Origin of the sequence: Streptococcus sp. DFI.7.26 (genome assembly GCF_022240605.1) — a bacterium.
Classification (GTDB): Bacteria; Bacillota; Bacilli; order Lactobacillales; family Streptococcaceae; genus Streptococcus; species Streptococcus xiaochunlingii.
In genome coordinates, this window is the sequence record NZ_JAKOGN010000015.1 from 1 (window position 1) to 20,830 (window position 20,830).

General features: G+C 44.0%; 18 protein-coding genes. 16 read left to right on the forward strand and 2 right to left on the reverse strand.

Going from position 1 to position 20,830, the window contains the following annotated elements; translation table 11 throughout:
• The coding region (locus L0M85_RS08855) for a collagen binding domain-containing protein (RefSeq protein WP_238656887.1) at nt 1-1,132 on the reverse strand (1,132 nt) is incomplete at its 3' end.
• Nucleotides 1,133-1,460: 328 nt separating this feature from the next.
• Between L0M85_RS08855 and asnA the strand changes: the two genes are divergently transcribed.
• From asnA to L0M85_RS08930, 15 genes are all read left to right on the forward strand, one after another.
• Nucleotides 1,461-2,453: an aspartate--ammonia ligase gene (gene asnA / locus L0M85_RS08860; RefSeq protein WP_048692049.1), complete on the forward strand. Its 993-nt coding sequence runs from the start codon at nt 1,461-1,463 to the stop codon at nt 2,451-2,453.
• A 191-nt stretch (nt 2,454-2,644) separates the two neighbouring features.
• Nucleotides 2,645-3,919 carry a histidine--tRNA ligase gene (hisS, locus tag L0M85_RS08865; RefSeq protein ID WP_238656888.1) on the forward strand — a complete coding sequence of 425 codons (1,275 nt, stop codon included), beginning with the start codon at nt 2,645-2,647 and terminating at the stop codon, nt 3,917-3,919.
• 155 nt (nt 3,920-4,074) lie between these two features.
• Nucleotides 4,075-5,850, forward strand: coding sequence for an MFS transporter (locus L0M85_RS08870; RefSeq protein ID WP_238656889.1), 1,776 nt, complete (start codon nt 4,075-4,077; stop codon nt 5,848-5,850).
• A 125-nt stretch (nt 5,851-5,975) separates the two neighbouring features.
• A complete protein-coding gene (gene nrdD / locus L0M85_RS08875) occupies nt 5,976-8,186 on the forward strand; it encodes an anaerobic ribonucleoside-triphosphate reductase (RefSeq protein ID WP_061564608.1) in 2,211 nt (736 codons plus the stop codon).
• Nucleotides 8,187-8,198: 12 nt separating this feature from the next.
• Nucleotides 8,199-8,339 carry a hypothetical protein gene (locus L0M85_RS08880; protein ID WP_125330069.1) on the forward strand — a complete coding sequence of 47 codons (141 nt, stop codon included), beginning with the start codon at nt 8,199-8,201 and terminating at the stop codon, nt 8,337-8,339.
• 43 nt (nt 8,340-8,382) lie between these two features.
• Nucleotides 8,383-8,883, forward strand: coding sequence for a GNAT family N-acetyltransferase (locus L0M85_RS08885; RefSeq protein ID WP_238656890.1), 501 nt, complete (start codon nt 8,383-8,385; stop codon nt 8,881-8,883).
• Between the two features lie 9 nt (nt 8,884-8,892).
• Complete coding sequence (locus tag L0M85_RS08890; protein WP_048690583.1) at nt 8,893-9,411, forward strand: GNAT family N-acetyltransferase; 519 nt, start codon at nt 8,893-8,895, stop codon at nt 9,409-9,411.
• Nucleotides 9,408-9,998: an anaerobic ribonucleoside-triphosphate reductase activating protein gene (nrdG, locus tag L0M85_RS08895; protein WP_238656891.1), complete on the forward strand. Its 591-nt coding sequence runs from the start codon at nt 9,408-9,410 to the stop codon at nt 9,996-9,998. Before L0M85_RS08890 ends, nrdG begins: the two co-directional genes overlap by 4 nt.
• A 189-nt stretch (nt 9,999-10,187) precedes the next feature.
• The gene (gene thrC / locus L0M85_RS08900; protein WP_238656892.1) at nt 10,188-11,672 is read left to right on the forward strand and encodes a threonine synthase; all 1,485 of its coding nucleotides are present in this window, start codon (nt 10,188-10,190) and stop codon (nt 11,670-11,672) included.
• A gap of 122 nt (nt 11,673-11,794) precedes the next feature.
• A complete protein-coding gene (locus L0M85_RS08905; RefSeq protein ID WP_048690577.1) occupies nt 11,795-13,078 on the forward strand; it encodes an MATE family efflux transporter in 1,284 nt (427 codons plus the stop codon).
• A 5-nt stretch (nt 13,079-13,083) separates the two neighbouring features.
• Nucleotides 13,084-13,707: an HAD-IA family hydrolase gene (locus L0M85_RS08910; RefSeq protein WP_125336258.1), complete on the forward strand. Its 624-nt coding sequence runs from the start codon at nt 13,084-13,086 to the stop codon at nt 13,705-13,707.
• Nucleotides 13,708-14,055: 348 nt separating this feature from the next.
• Nucleotides 14,056-14,481 (forward strand): MarR family winged helix-turn-helix transcriptional regulator, encoded by a 426-nt coding sequence (locus L0M85_RS08915; protein WP_048789421.1) that lies wholly within the window; start codon nt 14,056-14,058, stop codon nt 14,479-14,481.
• A gap of 12 nt (nt 14,482-14,493) precedes the next feature.
• The gene (locus tag L0M85_RS08920; RefSeq protein WP_238656893.1) at nt 14,494-14,856 is read left to right on the forward strand and encodes a DUF1304 domain-containing protein; all 363 of its coding nucleotides are present in this window, start codon (nt 14,494-14,496) and stop codon (nt 14,854-14,856) included.
• Between the two features lie 383 nt (nt 14,857-15,239).
• Nucleotides 15,240-17,885 carry a DNA polymerase I gene (polA, locus tag L0M85_RS08925; protein WP_238656894.1) on the forward strand — a complete coding sequence of 882 codons (2,646 nt, stop codon included), beginning with the start codon at nt 15,240-15,242 and terminating at the stop codon, nt 17,883-17,885.
• A 135-nt stretch (nt 17,886-18,020) separates the two neighbouring features.
• Nucleotides 18,021-18,461, forward strand: a complete 441-nt coding sequence (locus L0M85_RS08930) for a CoA-binding protein (RefSeq protein ID WP_048789418.1) — start codon at nt 18,021-18,023, stop codon at nt 18,459-18,461.
• Between the two features lie 159 nt (nt 18,462-18,620).
• On the opposite strand, the gene L0M85_RS08935 is transcribed toward L0M85_RS08930, so the two are convergent.
• The gene (locus L0M85_RS08935) at nt 18,621-19,508 is read right to left on the reverse strand and encodes a DUF975 family protein (RefSeq protein ID WP_233436523.1); all 888 of its coding nucleotides are present in this window, start codon (nt 19,506-19,508) and stop codon (nt 18,621-18,623) included.
• 151 nt (nt 19,509-19,659) lie between these two features.
• Here L0M85_RS08935 and tgt point away from each other — a divergent pair, with 151 nt between their 5' ends.
• Nucleotides 19,660-20,802, forward strand: coding sequence for a tRNA guanosine(34) transglycosylase Tgt (gene tgt / locus L0M85_RS08940; RefSeq protein ID WP_238656895.1), 1,143 nt, complete (start codon nt 19,660-19,662; stop codon nt 20,800-20,802).
• Nucleotides 20,803-20,830 lie beyond the last annotated feature (28 nt).

Sequence of the window (20,830 nt, forward strand, 5' to 3'; positions counted from 1 at the left end):
CCTCTGTTGTAGTGGTAGTTGTTGTAGTTGTAGGTTCCTCTGTTGTAGTGGTAGTTGTTGTAGTTGTAGGTTCCTCTGTTGTAGTGGTAGTAGTTGTGGTTGTAGGTTCCTCTGTTGTTGTAGTGGTTGTAGTGGTTTTATCACCATCAACACCACCATCCGCTCGAATATTTGATACAGAAGAATTCTTCTCTATGGCTACAACAGCTGCTTCACCTTTTATACGATACCAAGCTTGGCTATGATTTTCAAACTTAGCTTGATCAGGATTTGTTACTTTTGTTTTATATATTACTGTGAAACCTGTTAGTACGGCGTCTTCTTGAGGAATTTTAATTGAAATTTTTCCAGTTTGCGCATCTGCAGTAAATTGAGCATTAGGAAAATCTTTTAAAAAGTTTGTAATCGCATCAGATCCACTATAGTATCCCGACTTTTTACCTGTTACGATAATCATCCAACTATCTGTTTCCAGAGTGTGACCTGGCTGAATTTGGTCTTCTACGCGTACTTCATCATCAACATCCACCTTCATATTATTGATATTTAAGCTCCATAGAATATGATCAGGATCGTTAGCTTTCATGTCCCCAGCTTTTAAGTAAAATGGTGCAGAGGACTTTCCGGTAGCTACTTTCTTGACGGAAATCTCTACCGTTTTGGTCCCACTCGTGATGCGAAAACTACCAGTGTGTTCTTTCTCAGTATTTGTTTCATTGTGGGCTTCGATTTCAAACTCCCCCCAACCACGAATGTTTTCAAGATTTGTGATTCCGTCATTAAAGGTCACTTTGGCTTCTCCATCAGTGATTACCATATCTCCTACATACGTACCTTCAATCATTAATTTAATGGTTTTCTTAAATCCAGCCCCATGAATTGTTCCTGAACTTGGCCAAGTTACTTGGAGGGTATCTCCCGACTTAATTTTTTGAGCATGCTCGTCAAAAGTGAATTTAACAGTTGTTTGTCCTCCGTTATACAATTCGTTTGATGAAACAGTTAATGAGCTAACATTATTGCTAACATCAGCTGCTTGCACCACTTTTTTGGGAGCGATGAGAATTAGTAGTAATGGTAAAAAAGCAATAAATAAAAGCTTAGGCAGTCGTCTCTTAAAAAGTTTTTTCATTTTTTCCAATATATCTCCTAAATTTATAAAATCATTGTTTGTGTTAAGTACACATTATAGGACTCTTTGAAAACTATTTAAAGTTCCTCCTTCCTAAGGTTTTAAGTTATAAAACAATCCTATGTAGTGAATTATATCACAAGGCATACCAGGTTTCAATACTATAACTTTGATTATTTAAATTAAATAGTAGAAAAAACGTAATGTGTTGTACATCAAATATCAGATAATTGGAATTGACTCTTAAATAAATTTACGAAAACGGTAAGTATTGCTTTTTCTCTAAAAAAGCGTATAATCAAATTCATACTATCTAAAGGGAGTCTCTATGAAGAAGAGTTTTATTCACCAACAAGAAGAAATTTCATTTGTAAAAACAACGTTTACTCAGTATTTGAAAGATAAACTAGAAGTCGTTGAGGTTCAAGGTCCAATCTTAAGTAAGGTAGGAGATGGGATGCAGGACAATCTATCCGGAGTGGAAAACCCTGTCTCTGTAAAGGTTTTGCAAATTCCTAATGAAACTTATGAAGTGGTTCATTCCCTTGCAAAATGGAAACGTCATACCTTGGCGCGGTTTGGCTTTGGGGAAGGGGAAGGTCTCTTTGTCCATATGAAGGCTCTTCGTCCAGATGAAGATTCGTTGGATGCGACCCACTCAGTTTATGTCGACCAATGGGACTGGGAAAAGGTCATTCCAAATGGGAGCCGTAACCTTGCCTACTTGAAGGAAACGGTTGAAAAAATCTACAAGGCGATTCGTCTAACAGAGTTAGCTGTCGAAGCTCGCTATGATATTGAATCGATCTTGCCGAAGCAAATCACCTTTATCCACACAGAAGAGTTGGTAGAGCGTTATCCTGACTTGACGCCGAAAGAGCGGGAAAATGCCATCACCAAAGAATATGGAGCTGTCTTTTTGATTGGGATTGGTGGCGTCTTATCAGATGGCAAACCGCACGATGGACGGGCGCCGGACTATGACGACTGGACAACGGAAACTGAAAATGGCTACAAGGGCTTAAATGGGGATATCCTTGTTTGGAATGATAACCTAGGGGCGGCATTCGAACTGTCTTCTATGGGGATCCGGGTCGATGAAGATACCCTCAAGCGCCAGGTTGCTATTACAGGAGATCAAGATCGTTTAGAATTGGAATGGCACCGCGCGCTCTTGAATGGACTCTTTCCACTAACTATCGGAGGTGGGATCGGTCAATCACGGATGGCTATGTTCTTGCTTCGTAAGAAACATATCGGAGAAGTCCAAACCAGCGTCTGGCCGCAGGAAGTTCGCGAACAATATGAAAATATCTTATAAGATAGTTGAAAGTAAAGAAACGAAAGAAATCGAGCATTGCATGTGATGCGGGCTCTATTTTTATAGGCGGGAGCAGCTCCCTTTTTCTATTCCTGATGGGCTTGTAGGCTGATTTTACTGCTTGAGCGCTGTCACAAACTAGAAATTATGATAGAATGAATAGTACAAAAGCAAGCAAAGGAGTGGTGTCTATGAAATTACAAAAACCAAAAGGAACCCAAGATATCCTGCCACAGGAGTCCGCTAAGTGGCAATATGTAGAAGGATTTGCTCGCGAAACCTTTAAAAAATACAATTACGCAGAGATCCGCACACCTATTTTTGAACATTACGAGGTGATTAGTCGTTCGGTAGGGGATACAACGGATATCGTGACTAAGGAGATGTATGACTTCTATGATAAGGGAGACCGCCACATCACTTTGCGTCCGGAAGGAACCGCACCGGTGGTCCGCTCCTATGTTGAAAATAAACTCTTTGCACCAGAAGTTCAAAAACCAAGCAAGGTCTATTATATCGGTCCCATGTTCCGTTATGAGCGTCCTCAGGCTGGCCGTTTGCGTCAATTCCACCAGATTGGCGTAGAATGCTTTGGATCTAGCAATCCTGCAACAGACGTTGAGACGATTGCCATGGCTGACCAATTCTTCAAAGAGATTGGCATTGAAAATGTCGTCCTCCACTTGAATACCCTTGGTAGCACAGCCAGTCGGGCAGCTTATCGCCAAGCTTTGATCGACTACCTCCTTCCGATGAAGGACCAACTTTCAAAAGATAGCCAACGTCGTCTAGAGGAAAATCCGCTCCGCGTCTTGGACTCAAAAGAAAAAGAAGACAAGCAAGCGGTTGAGAATGCTCCATCTATCCTGGACTACTTGGACGAAGAAAGCCAGGCGCACTTTGATGCTGTCCGGGCTATGCTAGACGGTCTAGGGATTGAGTATGTTATTGATACCAACATGGTTCGTGGCTTAGACTACTACAACCACACCATTTTCGAGTTTGTGACAGAAGTATATGGAAATGAATTGACTGTGTGTGCGGGAGGTCGTTACGATGGCTTGGTAGAATATTTTGGTGGACCAGCAACGCCAGGTTTCGGTTTTGGGATGGGACTTGAGCGTCTCTTGTTGATCCTCGATAAACAAGAAGTTGAGCTTCCTGTTGAGACGTCATTGGATGTCTACATTGCTGTGTTGGGTTCAGAAGCAGAAGTGGCCGCTTTGGAATTGGTTCAGGCCCTTCGTCGTCAAGGCTTCATCGCAGAACGTGATTACCTAGGCCGTAAGTTGAAGGCTCAGTTCAAGTCAGCTGACGTCTTTGGGGCCAAAACTATCATTGCCTTAGGTGGTAGTGAGGTTGAAAGTGGCCAAATCACCGTCAAAAACAACCAGACTCGCCAGGAAGTGACCACGTCCATCGAAGACGTAAAAAACGATTTTCAGACTATTTTGAATCAACTATAAAAAGAAAAGACGGATGCCTAGAGGGTATCGGTCTTTTTGTATACCATCTAGCATTTCCTTGTGGAGAAAGCTGACAGTTGGGTCCATTTTTGATATACTATTAGGGTGTGCATGTGCCCTTTAGCGCTTGCAAGTCTAGTAAAGGAAAAAAAGGTATGAGTGAAAAAGAATCGCATAAACTTGGCTTAAGTGTCGGGTCTAATTTTCAAAATACTCAAGAGCTACGAAAAGTATTGGAACAATCAATTAGCCGGGAAGAAGAAGTTTTGACGGCTAGTCAACCGGTGGAATCAGAGCAGAACCAGGAAGAGAGCCAGGTTGCTGAAGAAGAGGTGGAAACGGAAGCTTCGGCCGGAACTCTAAGTCGCCTATCACGATCTGGTCATCGTCGCAAAGAGAAGGTTGAAGCGAGATCGAAAGAACAAGAGGATGTAGAAGAGACATTGGAAGAGCAAGAAGATGAAAAGTCGTTGGGGCGCTATGCCACTAAGCGACCAGTTCCCTTGTCACTACCAATTGCTTTTAGTGTCCTACTTGGGCTGGTCCATGTAGCCCTTCCTTTTATCAACTTACTGGCGACCAATCAACAAACCCAGGACTTATATGCCGGTTGGGCAATGTCTCAAGGTCAAGTTCCCTATGGTCATTTCTTTGGGGTCAATGGTTTGCTCTACTACGGGATCAGCGCTTTAGGAAGTTTGGTAGGAGGTCAAGTTCTTTTGGTAGCTTTCCAGATTCTAGCCTACTTTTTTGCTGGGACGAGCTTGTATCAGATGGTCAGAAGCTTAGTTGCAAGTGAAAAAATTGCAGGACAAGTCCAGCTGCTCTTCTACCTTCTTGCTGGAGTGCTTGGCTTTGGTGGGAACTATGCTGTCTTTTACGCCCTGCCCTTCCTATTTGGCTCTATGAATTTCATTCTCGCTTATCTAGAGGGTGAGAAAACAGATGAATCCTTTGTCGCTTATGGCGCAGGAGCCTGTTTGGCCTTTATGATGGTGCCATGGCTGAGTGTGATTTTTTATCTGCTTGCTTTTCTTGGATTGACAGCCTATCATGTGAAGCAAAAGAAATTTGCCCACGGCTTCTATCAATTCCTTGCTGCCCTCTTGGGTTTCTCTCTTGTCTTTTATCCCTTAGGCTACATCACCGTGTGGAACGGCTCTTTTGGATATGCGATTCATCAGACCTTGTATAGTCTTCGCTCCCTCCAGTTTGATGCGGGGCACCTATTTGCCAACTTAGTTTATTACTGTTTATTGCTGTTAACGCTTGGTTTTGCTTCAGCTTTCGTCATGTCCTTCCGAAAAGTATCGACAAGTGGTCAACGTTTGATCCGGTTTATGAGTTGGTTTGGTCTTCCGCTAGTTGTTGCAATTGTGGTTGGTACACCAGAGCAAGGGGCCTATCAGTTCCTTAGCTTGTTACCTTTTGGTCTTCCCTTATTCGCTCTTTGGTTTGCCGGGGATGAGTCCACTTATCAGCGCCGGAAGATGAAGAATAATTCTATCTGGGAGCTTTATTTCTCCAGTCAAGCCTTCCTACCGATCTTAGCAATAGGTTATTTAGTTGGGTATCCAGTTGTGAATCAATTGGTTCTCCAAAACAACCTAGCGAGTGAACGAAGTACGATTGCCCACTATATCAAGAGTCATAGTGATTCCAAGGATACCATATATGCTTGGGATCAGACGGCCCATCTCTATCAGGAAAGTGGTCGCTTGGCCGCTTCAGCCCTTCTAACTCCGACAGCCTATCTGGGGCCGAAGGAAAACCGAACTAATCTGACGAATCAGATTAAGCAAGACAAGCCGAAGTTTATTGTGGTCAATAAGGACCTAGATGTAACGTCTGCTATGCAAAAGGTTTTAACCCAAAGTTATGAAAAAGTGAACCTGCAGGGTTCGCAGTACACCTTGTACCAATATAAATAGACTATCAATATCTTGTGGTTTGAAAATGAAATAACATTTTTTGACACAAGATATTGATTTTTTATTTTTGAGTGATATAATATGGAGTGAATTCTATTTGTATAAAAAAGAAAGTGGGCGAGCGTATGATAACGTTACGAGAAGAGCATATCCAAAGTCTCCCCCAACTCTTTGTAGAAAAGAGAGATGGGCGGAAGGTCAAGTTTGATGTCGATAAAATTTACCGTGCTTTGGTCAAAGCGACAGAAGAAGTGACCGGTCTCACTCCGGCCTTGGAAGCGAAATTAGAAACCGTAACAGACCGGATTGTGGCTGAAATTTTGGAACGCTTCCCTCGTGGCGTAAAAATTTACGAGATTCAAAATGTCGTTGAGCATGAGTTGTTGCAAGCCAATGAATATGCGATTGCCGAGAGCTATATTACCTATCGCACGCAGCGTGATTTTGAGCGCTCAAAGGCAACGGATATCAACTTTACCATCGGCAAGCTCCTCAACAAGGACCAAGCTGTCGTTAATGAAAATGCCAATAAGGACAGTGACGTTTTTAATACCCAGCGCGATTTGACAGCAGGAATTGTCGGCAAGTCTATTGGTCTTAAAATGTTGCCCAAACACGTAGCCAATGCCCACCAAAAAGGGGATATCCACTACCATGATTTGGACTATAGCCCTTACACTCCGATGACCAACTGTTGTTTGATCGATTTTGAAGGCATGCTGCGCAATGGTTTTAAGATTGGGAATGCAGAAGTAGAAAGTCCCAAGTCCATCCAAACTGCAACGGCACAGATCTCGCAAATCATTGCCAATGTAGCCTCTAGCCAGTATGGCGGTTGCTCAGCTGACCGGATCGACGAAGTCTTGGCTCCTTATGCAGAAAAGAATTATCAGAAGCACTTGAAAGATGCAGAGGAGTGGGTTCTCCCTGAAAAACGCGAGGACTATGCTTGGAGCAAGACTCAAAAAGATATCTATGATGCCATGCAATCCTTGGAGTACGAGATCAATACCCTCTTTACCTCAAATGGGCAAACGCCCTTTACTTCGCTGGGCTTTGGGCTTGGAACCAATCGCTTCGAACGGGAAATTCAAAAGGCCATTCTGGAAATTCGAATCAAAGGACTTGGTTCAGAACACCGGACCGCTATTTTCCCTAAGTTGATTTTTAGTTTAAAAAGAGGCCTCAACTTAGAACCAGGTAGTCCCAACTACGACATCAAGCAGTTGGCCTTGGAATGTGCGACCAAACGCATGTATCCAGACGTTTTGTCTTATGACAAAATTGTTGAGTTGACGGGCTCCTTCAAGGTGCCCATGGGATGTCGTTCTTTCCTTCAAGGTTGGAAGGATGAAAATGGTGTGGAAGTCAATTCTGGTCGGATGAACCTAGGGGTTGTGACAGTCAATCTCCCTCGGATTGCCTTGGAGTCAGAAGGGAATAAAGAAAAGTTCTGGGAAATTTTTAATGAGCGGATGAACATCGCGGAAGATGCTTTGGTCTATCGGGTAGAGCGGACCAAGGAAGCGACTCCAGCCAATGCCCCAATTCTCTACCAATATGGGGCTTTCGGGAAGCGATTGGGTAAATATGACCAGGTAGACCAGCTCTTCCGTCATCGCAGAGCAACCATTTCACTCGGCTATATTGGATTGTATGAAGTAGCGACTGTCTTTTATGGGCCTAACTGGGAAGAAAATCCAGAGGCCAAGCAATTTACAATCGCCATCATAAAGGATATGAAGAAGCGGGTCGAAGAATGGTCCGACCAGTATGACTACCACTTCTCCATCTATTCGACGCCGTCAGAAAGTTTGACAGATCGCTTTTGTCGCCTGGATACGGAGAAATTTGGTCAGGTTCCGGATATCACAGACAAGGAATATTACACCAATAGTTTCCACTACGATGTCCGCAAGAACCCAACTCCATTTGAGAAACTGGATTTTGAAAAAGTCTATCCAGAAGCAGGGGCCTCCGGTGGCTTTATCCACTATTGTGAATACCCAGTACTCCAACAAAATCCAAAAGCCCTTGAAGCGGTTTGGGATTATGCTTATGACCGGGTCGGCTATCTCGGAACCAATACCCCAATTGACCGTTGCTATAAGTGTGACTTTGAAGGAGACTTCACGCCAACCGAGCGGGGCTTCACCTGTCCTAATTGTGGCAATAGCGATCCGAAAACAGTTGATGTGGTTAAAAGGACCTGTGGCTATCTTGGAAACCCACAAGCTCGCCCCATGGTCAATGGTCGTCATAAGGAAATCGCTGCGCGGGTCAAACACATGAATGGGTCCACGATCAAATCAGCTGGACACCAAGTGACAGATTAGAAAAGGAAGATTATGGGAAAATACCAACTAGACGATAAGGGCAAGGCCCAGGTTCAACGATTCCACGAAAAGCATTCGACTGGCGGAATCAATAAAAAAGACCGAGTAGCCAGCCTAAGAGAGCAATTTTTAAAAAAGACTAAGAAAAAATAAAAGTGAGAGTTCGCTCTCGCTTTTCTCGTATGGGGAGGTAAAGATGGAATTACGCAGACCAACTCTAGCAGATAAAGAAACTGTATTAGACATGATGGCAGAGTTTGAAGCGAATCAATCAGCTCACGATGGCGGATTTTGGGATGCTGAGAACTTTGACTACGAAGAGTGGTTGGAGACAAATATGCAAAAAGAAATGGGAATAAATTTGCCTGAAAATCGTGTTCCATCAATTCAGTACGTATTGTTTGATAAATCAGGCCATGCTTTAGGTTTTTTGAATCTACGGCTGAGACTAAATGAGGGGTTGCTGAATTATGCTGGTCATATCGGCTATAGTATCCGTCCCTCTGCGCGTGGGCAAGGATTGGCAAAAGAGCAGCTGTGGCAAGGCTTGCAAGTAGCCAAAAGTAAAAATATCAAACGTGCTTTAGTGACTTGTGATAGTGACAATGCTGCCAGTCGAGCAGTGATTCTGACTAATGGCGGAGCTTTAGAGGATGTTCGAGGCGGGAAAGAGCGCTATTGGATTGATTTAGATTGAGGAAAGTTTATGAAGTTACAACGACCAACTTTAGAAGATAAAGACGCGATTTTAGAGATGATTACTGAGTTCGATGCTGCAAAATCCTATATGCACGGTGGCATGGGTTCCACTTGGAAGCGAGCAAAGGATTTTGCGGATTGGTTGCGAATTGTAGAGCAGCAGGAGGATACTGAGAATCTGCCAGAATGCTGGGTTCCTACCATTCAATTTTTATCCTTTGATGAGACTGGCTACCCTCTGGGCTTTTTAGCCCTGCGCTTGTCCTTGAATGACAAATTATTTGTAGAGGGTGGTCACATTGGCTATTCCATCCGGCCCAGTCAACGCAGAAAGGGCTTGGCTAAGTTGCAGCTAGAGCTAGGACTAGCAGAGGCTCGAAAACAAGGACTAGAACGAGTGCTGATTACCTGTGATGAAGACAACGAAGCTAGCCGTCGCACGATTCTATCTGCTGGCGGTGTTTACGAAAATACAATCGACAGAAGTCAGCGCTACTGGATAGAGTTAGATGGGGAGGTGTCATGAACAATCCCAAACCTCAAGAATGGAAAAGTGAGGAGCTGAGTAAGGGGCGAATCATTGACTATAAGGCCTTTAACTTTGTGGATGGCGAAGGCGTCCGCAACTCCCTCTATGTCAGTGGCTGTATGTTTCACTGTGAAGGCTGCTATAATGAAGCAACTTGGTCTTTCAACGCTGGCATTCCCTATACCAAAGAGTTAGAAGAACAGATCATGGCTGATCTGGCCCAACCTTATGTTCAGGGCTTGACATTGCTTGGTGGGGAACCTTTTCTCAATACCGGCATCCTGCTGCCCTTGGTCCAGCGGGTAAAAAGAGAGTTGCCTGACAAAGATATTTGGTCTTGGACCGGCTATACCTGGGAAGAAATGATGCTGGAGACGCCGGATAAACTAGAACTGCTTTCGCTGATTGATATTCTGGTGGACGGTCGCTATGATAAGAGCAAACGCAACCTCATGTTGCAGTTTCGTGGCTCTTCCAACCAGCGGATCATCGATGTTCAAAAATCCCTCAAAGAAGGTAAAGTCGTCATCTGGGACAAGCTCAATGACGGCAAGGACTCCTATGAGCAAGTAAAAAGAGACTAGCACGAGTCGAATAGCCATTATAAAGATGGACTTTTCGTGGTTCTTCAGTTTGCAAGAAGTGGGCTCTTTTTCAGACAATTTTATTCTCACTGATAAAATTCAGAAGGATTCATGGTATAATGGAATAGACTGTACGAAAGTTAGAGTGATCCAACTCGTACATTTAAGGAACAGAATGAGGAAATGTACATGACATTAGTTTATCAATCAACGCGTGATGCGAAAAATACCGTAACAGCCAGTCAGGCGATTTTGCAAGGTTTGGCGACAGATGGCGGTTTGTTTACTCCAGTGAGCTATCCAAAGGTAGATTTGGATTTTGATACATTAAAAGATGCTTCTTACCAAGAAGTAGCTAGGCTTGTCTTATCAGCTTTCTTGGATGACTTTACAGCAGAAGAGTTGGACTACTGTATCACCAACGCCTATGACAGCAAGTTTGATACACCAGCCATTGCCCCTCTTGTCAAACTTGATGGTCAATACAACTTGGAACTCTTCCATGGTTCAACCATTGCCTTTAAAGACATGGCCTTGTCTATCTTGCCATACTTTATGACAACAGCTGCCAAGAAACATGGCTTGGAAAACAAGATTGTCATCTTGACAGCGACATCTGGAGACACTGGTAAAGCTGCCATGGCTGGTTTTGCAGATGTTCCAGGTACTGAAATTATCGTCTTTTATCCAAAAGATGGTGTCAGCAAGGTACAAGAGTTGCAAATGACCACTCAAACTGGGGATAATACCCATGTGATCGCCATTGATGGAAACTTTGATGATGCTCAGACAAATGTGAAGCATATGTTCAATGATGTGGCCCTTCGTGAAAAATTGGCAGCCAACAAGCTCCAGTTCTCATCAGCTAACTCTATGAATATTGGTCGTTTGGTCCCACAGATTGTTTATTATGTTTATGCCTACGCTCAACTTATTAAAACTGGCGAGATTAATACTGGTGACAAGGTTAACTTCACTGTACCGACAGGAAACTTCGGAAATATCTTGGCGGCATTTTATGCTAAGCAAATCGGCCTACCAGTCGGTAAGTTGATTTGTGCTTCAAATGACAACAATGTCTTGACAGACTTCTTTAAGACTCGTGTCTATGACAAGAAGCGTGAGTTTAAGGTAACCACTAGCCCATCTATGGATATCTTAGTGTCTTCAAACTTGGAGCGTCTCATTTTCCATCTTTTGGGAAATGATGCGGTTAAGACAGCTGAACTCATGACTGCCTTGAATACGCAAGGTCAGTATGAATTGACAGATTTTGATGAAGAAATCCTTGACCTTTTTGCAGCCGAGTATGCGACAGAAGCAGAAACAGCAGCAGAAATCAAGCGTGTTTATGAGTCAGATGCTTATATTGAGGACCCTCATACAGCAGTTGCTTCAGCAGTTTATAAAAAATACCAAGCAGCGACAGGCGATGCGGCCAAGACCGTAATTGCATCAACAGCTAGTCCTTACAAATTCCCAGTGGTTGCGGTGGAAGCTGTAACAGGGAAATCAGGTTTGAGCGACTTTGAAGCCTTGGCTCAATTACATGAAATCTCAGGTGTAGCCTTGCCACCAGCAGTGGATGGTCTCGAAACTGCTCCAGTTCGTCACAAGACAACTGTTGCAGCAACAGATATGCAGGCTGCAGTTGAAGCCTATTTGGGATTGTAAGTGGGAGTCCCAAAATTAGAAAGCAGAAGTCTCTAGGACTTGACTGAATAAATCTCACAATAGTTCTACAAGCAGAACTCAGTTAGGCAACTAGCTGAGTTTCTTTTCATCAGGAGGAAAGTGTGTCACGTCAACAACAAGTAGATCGACAGATTTTAAGAATTGCCCTTCCAGCCATCGGAGAAAACTTTCTCCAAATGCTCATGGGGATGGTAGATAGCTACTTGGTTGCTCAGTTGGGTTTAGTAGCTGTATCGGGTGTATCCGTTGCAGGCAATATCATTACGATTTACCAAGCTATTTTTATCGCTCTTGGAGCAGCGGTCGTGAGTCTCTTGTCCAAAAGTATGGGACAAAAAGATCAGAAAGCCATAGCTCGTCAGGCGACTGAATCTATTAAAGTCACGGTTTTATTAAGTTGTATCTTGGGGGTCTTATCCCTCTGCTTTGGCAAGGAATTGATTGCCCTCTTGGGGGTTGAAGCAGCGGTTGCAGAAGCCGGAGGAATTTATTTATCCCTTGTCGGAGGAAGTATTTTGCTTTTAGGTCTGATGACTACCTTGGGAGCCCTAGTCCGTGTGGCCCATAACCCGCGACTACCCATGTATGTCAGTTTGTTGACCAATGTTTTGAATGCTCTATTATCGAGCATCTTGATCTTTGTTTTTGGGCTGGGCATCGCCGGGGCTGCCTTAGGAACGGTTCTCTCTCGCTTATTAGGGGCTTTCTTGCTCTGGCGTCAGGTTCAACTTCCCTTTGCTCCTTTTCGTTGGGGCTTGGATCGAGACTTGCTCTCCCTTGCTTTGCCTGCTGCTGGTGAGCGCCTCATGATGCGAGCAGGGGATATTGTCATCATTGCTATGGTGGCCGTTTTTGGTACTAGAGCGGTAGCTGGGAATGCTATTGGGGAAGTCTTGACCCAGTTCAACTATATGCCGGTCTTTGGGATTGCGACAGCGACGGTCATGTTGGTCGCCAAAAGTTTGGGGCAGAATGATTTACAAGGGATTAAGCAAATCACCAGTCGTAGTTTCTGGCTCTCTTTTCTCTCCATGCTTCCTCTCGCCCTTACCATCTTCTTGTTTGGAAGTCCTTTGACAGCCCTTTACACCAAGGATTCAGGAGCCCTTGCGGCCTCCTTATCCGTCATTTTGTTCTCCTTACTTGGAACGCCTCTGACAGCTGGAACCGTCATCTATACGGCTGTTTGGCAAGGTTTGGGCAATGCCCGCCTTCCCTTTTATGCGACTACTATTGGTATGTGGGTGATTCGGATTGGCTCTGGATATCTGATGGGAGTCATCTTTGGTTGGGGCTTGCCAGGTATTTGGGCAGGTACCCTCTTGGACAATGGTTTTCGCTGGTTTTTCTTAAAAACACTCTATCATCGGAAATGGAAGGAATAAAATGTATGACACGAGCTTTTATTTGGGATTTGGATGGAACTCTTTTGGATTCTTATGAAGCTATTTTAGATGGGATTGCTGAGACCTATGCCCATTACTCTTTGGACTTTGATCGAGAAGCGGTCCATGCCTTTATCCTTCAACAATCTGTCCAGGTACTTCTTGAAGAAGTGGCTAGAGAACATGGTTTGGATGCGGAGGAGATGAATAGTTATCGTGCTTCTAGCTTGCGTGAGAAAAACGCCCAAGTGCATCTGATGCCAGGAGCTAGAGACATTCTAGCTTGGGCTAAAGAGGAAGGGATTGTCCAATTCGTCTATACCCACAAGGGGAAGAATGCTTATCCAATTCTGGAAGATCTAGGGATCTTATCCTATTTTCAAGAGATTGTCACAACGGACAATGGCTTTAGGAGAAAACCAGATCCAGAAGGAGTCGATTATCTAGTGGATAAGTATCAACTGGATCGGAGTGAGACCTATTATATTGGAGATCGAACTCTGGATGTTGATTTGGCAGACAATGCAGGAATCGGGAGTATTAATTTTTTGGATTACAAGCCGGATGTCAATCATGCGATTCGTCATTTGGATGACATTCGCCTCTATTTTGAAGAAGAAAAAAGTTAACTTATTTAACAAAGCTAGGCTTCTTTGTTGCTGGAATGGCGCTATGAAAAGAATCCGTAAACAATTTGTTTTGGAAATGAAATAATTCCTTAAGAAATCTTTAAGATAAATCCGATATAATAAAACCATAAACAAAGACCTCCTAACTTTGTTTATGAAATCCTAAAACTTTTCTTTTTCATAATAATCTCCCTAAAAGGCCACCAAATCCGGTGGTCTTTTACTTTGCTTTTCTTAGGAGGAAATTATTTCGTTTGAGGTAAGCAAATTTATTGCTTCGATTTTTTAAAATGATATACTTGATAAATCAATTATTGATAAGTCAATAAAAAAGATCGGAGAGAAGGAATGTCAGAAATGCATGACTTGCTTTATCAGTTGAAGCTAGCTGATCAGTCTTCAACCCAATTATTTGAAAAACAATTGGGCATTAGTCTGACTCGTTATCAGATGCTTCAGTTGTTAGTAGCAGAAGCGCCGTGTAGCCAAGCGGCCCTTCAGGAGAAACTAGCAATTGACCCTGCAGCCTTAACCCGCCACTTCAAAGTCTTAGAAGCTAGTGGCTATGTTACTCGTACTCGCAATCCAGAAAATCAACGGGAGATTGTGGTGGAACTTACGGAGTTTGCCAGAGATCGGTTGTTGGTCCACCCCCCAGCACATCATCTACAGGTAAAAGGCCAGATGGATCAGATTCTTTCTGAAAAAGAGCGGAATCAGTTGAGTCACTTACTCGAAAAGTTGGTGTCTGGCCTCGAGCAAATTACATTTTAAAAGGAGAATAATATGTCTATCTTAACCATTGTTTTAGCAAGTCTTACTGCTTTTGAGCATTTCTATATTTTTTACCTTGAGAGTTTAGCAACCCACTCGGCATCGACTGGTCGTGTCTTTAATATGGATCAGGAAGAATTGCATCGTCCATCTGTGACGGCTCTCTTCAAAAACCAAGGCATTTATAATGCTCTGATTGGTGTCTTCCTCCTCTACGGCCTCTTTGTAGCTAGAAATAGTGAAATTGTCACGATCTTTCTGCTCTTTATTATTGGTGCAGCAGCTTATGGGGCTGTAACTTCTAATAAAAAAATCATCTTGACCCAAGGTGGTCCAGCAATAGTCGCTTTAGCCAGCCTTCTTCTGCTTGGATAAGGATCAACTCTTCCAGATTGGGAAGAGTTTTTCTTTCCTATTCTTAGGGCTGCGATGGCAAGGACTCCGTCTTCAGTTACCAGCTTGCAGCAAAAACAACTGCATGCTTTGCGCCTCAGCTTTTAGTTTTCTTGAAGCTTTCTATAAGGAATGGTTTAGGTTTCTCTTGTATACTAAACTCATCCAATAAGAAATGAGGTACAGCAAATGAAAATCTCAGTTAATTATCCAAAACGCTTTAAGAAATTGCCACAACAAGGTTCTTGTTACGGCGAATAAACACTTCTCTTCATTTTTCATAAGAAACTCCTAAAGAAGGCTCTACCCGAAAGGGTAGAGTTTTTATGTACCAGAGACCTTGTGATTCGTGATATAATAGGCCTATGGAAAAAAAGAACAAATTACTACTCATCGACGGGTCTTCCGTCGCTTTTCGTGCCTTTTTCGCACTCTATAATCAAATCGATCGCTTCAAAAATGCCAATGGGTTGCATACCAATGCGGTCTATGGCTTTAACCTCATGTTGAGCCATCTCTTGGAGCGCATCCAACCGACTCATGTCCTCGTTGCTTTCGATGCAGGAAAGACGACCTTTCGGACGGAGATGTATGCCGACTACAAAGGAGGTCGGGCAAAAACACCAGATGAATTCCGTGAGCAGTTCCCTTTTATTCGCGAGCAACTAGATCATTTGGGGATCCGCCATTATGAGCTAGCCCAGTATGAAGCGGATGATATTATTGGAACGCTAGATAAGATGGCAGAAACTAGCTCGGTGCCATTTGAAGTCACCATTGTCTCTGGGGATAAGGATTTGATCCAGCTGACAGATGATAATACGGTGGTTGAGATTTCCAAAAAAGGGGTAGCAGAGTTTGAGGAATTCACTCCAGCCTATCTGAAAGAAAAAATGGGTCTGACGCCAGAGCAATTTATCGACCTCAAGGCCTTGATGGGAGATAAGTCGGATAATATCCCAGGTGTTACTAAGATCGGAGAAAAGACAGGGATCAAACTACTCCTAGAGTATGGCTCTCTCGATGGTATTTACGAGCATATCGATGAGATGAAGGCTTCTAAGATGAAGGAAAACCTCATCAACGACAAGGAGCAGGCCTATCTGTCCAAGACTCTCGCGACCATCGATACCAATGCGCCCATTGAGATTGGCCTGGATGATATCACCTATACGGGCCCCCATCTAGAAAATCTCGCCAAGTTTTTTGAGGAGATGGGCTTCAAGCAACTCCGTCAGGCCTTGGATCTCAGTGGAGAAGAGGCGGCTCCTGTAGCTATTGACTATACAGAAGTCGAGCAAGTCACTCCAGATATGCTTACGGAAGATAGTTTCTTCCATTTTGAGATTTTTGGGGACAACTACCATACGGAACCCATCATCGGTTTTGCATGGGGGACCAAAGGTCAGCTCTACGCAAGTACTGGTACTGATCTTTTACAAACACCGATTTTCAAAGAATTTCTCGAAAAAACGCCCCTCAAGGTCTATGACTTTAAGCGGGCCAAGGTCTTGCTCAGCCACTTGGGCATTACCTTGCAAAAGCCAGCTTTTGACAGTCGATTGGCCAAGTATCTCTTGTCGACCGTAGAGGACAATGAAATTTCAACCATTGCGAGCCTCTATAGTCAGATTGCGCTGCCACTGGACGAAGTTGTTTATGGCAAGGGAGCCAAAAAAGCGATCCCAGAAAAGACCGCCCTATTAGAGCATTTGGCACGAAAAGTCGCTGTTCTACTGGATACCGAAGAGCCCATGATGGAGCAGTTGCAAGCCCATGATCAATTAGATTTGCTCTATGATATGGAGCAACCACTAGCAGCTGTTTTGGCCAAGATGGAAATCGCAGGGATTAAGGTAGAACGCCAAACCCTCAAAGACATGCAGGTGGAAAACGAAGTGGTCTTGGAGCGCTTAACTCAAGAAATCTACGAGCTTGCTGGAGAAGAGTTTAATATCAATTCTCCAAAACAATTGGGGGTCATCCTCTTTGAAAAATTGGAACTCCCACTTGAATATACTAAGAAGACCAAAACCGGCTATTCCACAGCCGTTGATGTTTTGGAACGCCTAGCCCCAATCGCACCGATCGTGTCTAAGATTCTTGAATACCGCCAAATTGCCAAGATCCAATCGACCTATGTCATCGGTCTTCAAGATTGGATTTTGGAAGATGGGAAGATCCATACCCGCTATGTACAGGATTTGACGCAGACAGGCCGTTTGTCTAGCGTGGATCCCAACCTGCAAAATATCCCTGTCCGTTTGGAACAAGGCCGTCTCATTCGCAAGGCCTTTGTCCCAGAAGAGGAAAATAGTGTCTTGCTCAGTTCGGACTATTCACAGATCGAATTGCGCGTCTTGGCCCATATTTCGGGAGATGAGCATTTGATTGATGCCTTTAAACATGGGGCAGATATCCATACATCGACTGCTATGCGGGTCTTCAATATTGAAAAACCAGAAGATGTGACGCCGAATGACCGTCGCAATGCAAAAGCAGTAAACTTCGGTGTGGTTTATGGAATTTCCGACTTTGGACTGTCTAATAATCTAGGGATCAGTCGAAAAGAAGCCAAGGCCTACATTGAAACCTATTTCGAACGCTACCCTGGCATCAAGAGCTATATGGAAAGAGTGGTACGGGAAGCGCGTGACAAAGGCTATGTAGAAACTCTCTTCAAGCGTCGTCGGGAGATTCCAGATATCAATTCTCGCAACTTCAATGTTCGAGGCTTTGCGGAGCGGACGGCTATCAACTCACCCATCCAAGGATCGGCAGCCGACATCTTGAAAATTGCTATGATCCACTTGGACCAAGCGCTAGAAGCAGGGGCATATAAGACCAAGATGCTCCTTCAGGTCCACGACGAAATTGTTCTGCAAGTACCAAGTGATGAACTGGCAGCGATCAAAGAACTCGTCAAAGAGACCATGGAATCTGCTATCGAACTTGCAGTTCCACTAGAAGCTGATGAGAATGAAGGCAAAACATGGTATGAAGCCAAATAAGATTGAGTTTGTTTAAAACAGAAAGCGGTAGGAGACTTTTCAGTTTCCTACCGCTTTTAACGACAAACACTTGCAATGCCCTTCGTATTGTTATACTATTTAAAGAAAGGAAACGCATACAAAAAGGAGATTCTTATGGCTTATTCATTTCGCAATCCTAGTGATGGCATTATCAAACATTACCTCGAAACCAGTAAAGTCATTGCTGTAGTTGGATTATCTGACCGTGAAGAGACGACCAGCCATCGTGTCAGCGAGGAGATGCAAGAGCGGGGCTATCGGATTATTCCCGTTAATCCTCGTGCAGCCGGTGGGCAAATCCTTGGAGAAAGGGTGTATGCTAGCTTGCAGGAAATTCCTTTCCCGGTAGATATCGTCGATGTTTACCGTCGCAGTGAGTTTTTGCCAGATGTAGCGCGTGACTTTATCGAGTCGGATGCGAAGATTTTCTGGGCGCAACTAGAGCTGGAAAATCAAGAAGCAGAAGAAATCCTTCGTGGAGCTGGACGAGAAGATATCGTCATGAACCGCTGTATCAAACGCGAGCACACTCGCTTGGTCTTAGGAGAAGGATAGCTTTTGATTTATCTCAGAACCTCTCGTCTTTCATCCAGTGATTAAACTGATACGAGAGGTGAAATAAATACAGACGGATTTCCCTAACAGAGATAAAAGAACCCACCTAGTGCTTTGGAGAATGGCTCCAATCGAAGGTGGGTTTTCTTGTTTTCTTTGTTAATCAAGTGGATTAGACTTTGGTAGATCCGGCGCCTTTTGCTGGAAGCGACTGTCCGCCTGCATCCGTTTTTGAAGGAGGGTATGGTAGAAGATGATTTGGCAACTGGTTGCATAAGGTTTAACATAAAAATTCGCCATTCCTAAAGTGAAAAAAGATAGAATTTGCCAACCGAGCAGACTCAAATCAAGAACAAGGCGGTGGCTCTTAAAGCCTTTCATCTCTTCCTTACTTTGGCGGAGGATAGACATGGGACCGTCATAGGTTCCTGTCATCAGTCGACTATATAGGATCAATTCGACCAAACTATACTGGTAATAAAAAGGGAGGAAGAGTAGGAGCCCAACCAGAGCCATTAAGAGGCCGGTCGTCATCGTTGGAGCTAACTTAAGAATTGCTTGAACTTCTGGAGTATCTGCTCTAAGGGTAGACGTAGTGGAGGAGGATTCATTGATAGCGAGAACGTGATAGCTGACCACCGTTAAGAGAAGTTGACTCACATAGAGGAGGCTCCCCCACAAAGACAGGATAACTTGCTTAATGAATAGCGTTAAAAACGCAGGTGTAAAATACTGGCTCTGAAAGATGGTGAAGATACCAAAGTTCTTTTCTCCCTTGCTAGAGGCAGAAATCAAAAAGCGAAAAGTTGCCCCTAAATAGAGAAAAGAAAGGATAAACCCAATAATCGCAGGGAAAAGCTGGCGGCTTAGAAGAAAGAGCATCCCTTCTCTAAGTTCCATGTGAGCAAGTGTTTCAGTGATGTCTGTCCCTGTCAACATGTAACTTGCAAGGATTGTCAGGAAAGTTGGCAAAGCAAAGTAGGAGAAGACTTTGGGATGTTGCAATTGCAGCTGACGAGCTTGAGCACGAACCAATTTGATATTCATAATGTCCTCTTTCATGGTAGTAGTACCCTTTATTATAACACAAGTCCGTGACAGAGCTGGTAAAATTTGGTACAATCGTACAGGTGCTCACAGGAGATCCTGTGACAGGAATAAGAAGGCTGGGACTGTTTTTCCCAGTACGGAGGTAACCATGACAGATTCACCGATTCAATATCGATTAATCAAAAAAGAAAAGCATACAGGAGCTCGTCTGGGAGAAATTATCACCCCCCACGGGACCTTCCCAACTCCAATGTTTATGCCTGTAGGGACTCAGGCAACCGTTAAGACCCAATCGCCAGAAGAACTCAAAGAAATGGGTTCAGGAATTATTTTGGCCAACACCTACCATCTCTGGCTTCGTCCGGGGGATGATCTAGTCGCAAAAGCAGGAGGACTGCACCAGTTCATGAACTGGGACCAGCCCATTTTGACAGATAGTGGAGGCTTCCAGGTCTATTCACTAGCGGATACCCGCAATATAACCGAAGAAGGGGTAACCTTTAAAAACCACCTCAATGGTTCGAAGATGTTCCTCTCCCCAGAAAAGGTCATCTCGATCCAAAACAATCTAGGGAGCGACATCATGATGTCCTTTGACGAATGTCCTCAGTTCTATCAGCCCTATGATTATGTGAAGAAATCAATCGAACGGACCAGTCGTTGGGCAGAACGTGGCCTGAAGGCTCATCGTCGCCCTCATGATCAAGGTCTTTTCGGGATTGTTCAAGGGGCTGGATTTGAAGACTTGCGCCGTCAGTCTGCGCGTGATCTCGTTAGCATGGACTTCCCAGGCTATTCTATCGGTGGGTTAGCTGTTGGAGAAAGCCATGAAGAGATGAATGCCGTGCTGGATTTCACAACTCCGCTTTTACCAGAGAACAAGCCTCGCTATCTCATGGGAGTAGGAGCACCAGACAGTCTGATCGATGGCGTTATTCGTGGAGTGGACATGTTTGACTGTGTCTTGCCGACGCGGATTGCGCGAAATGGCACCTGTATGACTAGTCAAGGACGTCTGGTGGTGAAAAATGCGCAATTTGCAGAAGACTTTACACCGCTAGACCACGAGTGTGATTGCTACACTTGTAAGAATTACACCCGTGCTTATCTTCGCCACCTCCTCAAGGCTGATGAGACCTTCGGCATTCGCTTGACCAGCTACCACAACCTGTACTTCTTGATCAACCTCATGAAGCAGGTCCGTCAAGCCATCATGGATGACAATCTCTTAGAATTCCGTGAGCATTTCGTTGAAAAATATGGCTATAACAAATCAGGACGGAATTTCTAGGAAGAGCTAAATAGAAAGAACAAAGATT

What these genes read in the sequence shown, in the direction of transcription:
- L0M85_RS08935 (WP_233436523.1), bottom strand. Translation starts at nt 19,508, where the DNA reads ATGAATATCAAATTGGTTCGTGCTCAAGCTCGTCAGCTGCAATTGCAA.
- tgt (WP_238656895.1), top strand. Translation starts at nt 19,660, where the DNA reads ATGACAGATTCACCGATTCAATATCGATTAATCAAAAAAGAAAAGCAT.
- L0M85_RS08910 (WP_125336258.1), top strand. Translation starts at nt 13,084, where the DNA reads ATGACACGAGCTTTTATTTGGGATTTGGATGGAACTCTTTTGGATTCT.
- polA (WP_238656894.1), top strand. Translation starts at nt 15,240, where the DNA reads ATGGAAAAAAAGAACAAATTACTACTCATCGACGGGTCTTCCGTCGCT.
- L0M85_RS08920 (WP_238656893.1), top strand. Translation starts at nt 14,494, where the DNA reads ATGTCTATCTTAACCATTGTTTTAGCAAGTCTTACTGCTTTTGAGCAT.
- L0M85_RS08870 (WP_238656889.1), top strand. Translation starts at nt 4,075, where the DNA reads ATGAGTGAAAAAGAATCGCATAAACTTGGCTTAAGTGTCGGGTCTAAT.
- nrdD (WP_061564608.1), top strand. Translation starts at nt 5,976, where the DNA reads ATGATAACGTTACGAGAAGAGCATATCCAAAGTCTCCCCCAACTCTTT.
- hisS (WP_238656888.1), top strand. Translation starts at nt 2,645, where the DNA reads ATGAAATTACAAAAACCAAAAGGAACCCAAGATATCCTGCCACAGGAG.
- asnA (WP_048692049.1), top strand. Translation starts at nt 1,461, where the DNA reads ATGAAGAAGAGTTTTATTCACCAACAAGAAGAAATTTCATTTGTAAAA.
- nrdG (WP_238656891.1), top strand. Translation starts at nt 9,408, where the DNA reads ATGAACAATCCCAAACCTCAAGAATGGAAAAGTGAGGAGCTGAGTAAG.
- L0M85_RS08915 (WP_048789421.1), top strand. Translation starts at nt 14,056, where the DNA reads ATGTCAGAAATGCATGACTTGCTTTATCAGTTGAAGCTAGCTGATCAG.
- L0M85_RS08880 (WP_125330069.1), top strand. Translation starts at nt 8,199, where the DNA reads ATGGGAAAATACCAACTAGACGATAAGGGCAAGGCCCAGGTTCAACGA.
- L0M85_RS08930 (WP_048789418.1), top strand. Translation starts at nt 18,021, where the DNA reads ATGGCTTATTCATTTCGCAATCCTAGTGATGGCATTATCAAACATTAC.
- L0M85_RS08890 (WP_048690583.1), top strand. Translation starts at nt 8,893, where the DNA reads ATGAAGTTACAACGACCAACTTTAGAAGATAAAGACGCGATTTTAGAG.
- L0M85_RS08885 (WP_238656890.1), top strand. Translation starts at nt 8,383, where the DNA reads ATGGAATTACGCAGACCAACTCTAGCAGATAAAGAAACTGTATTAGAC.
- thrC (WP_238656892.1), top strand. Translation starts at nt 10,188, where the DNA reads ATGACATTAGTTTATCAATCAACGCGTGATGCGAAAAATACCGTAACA.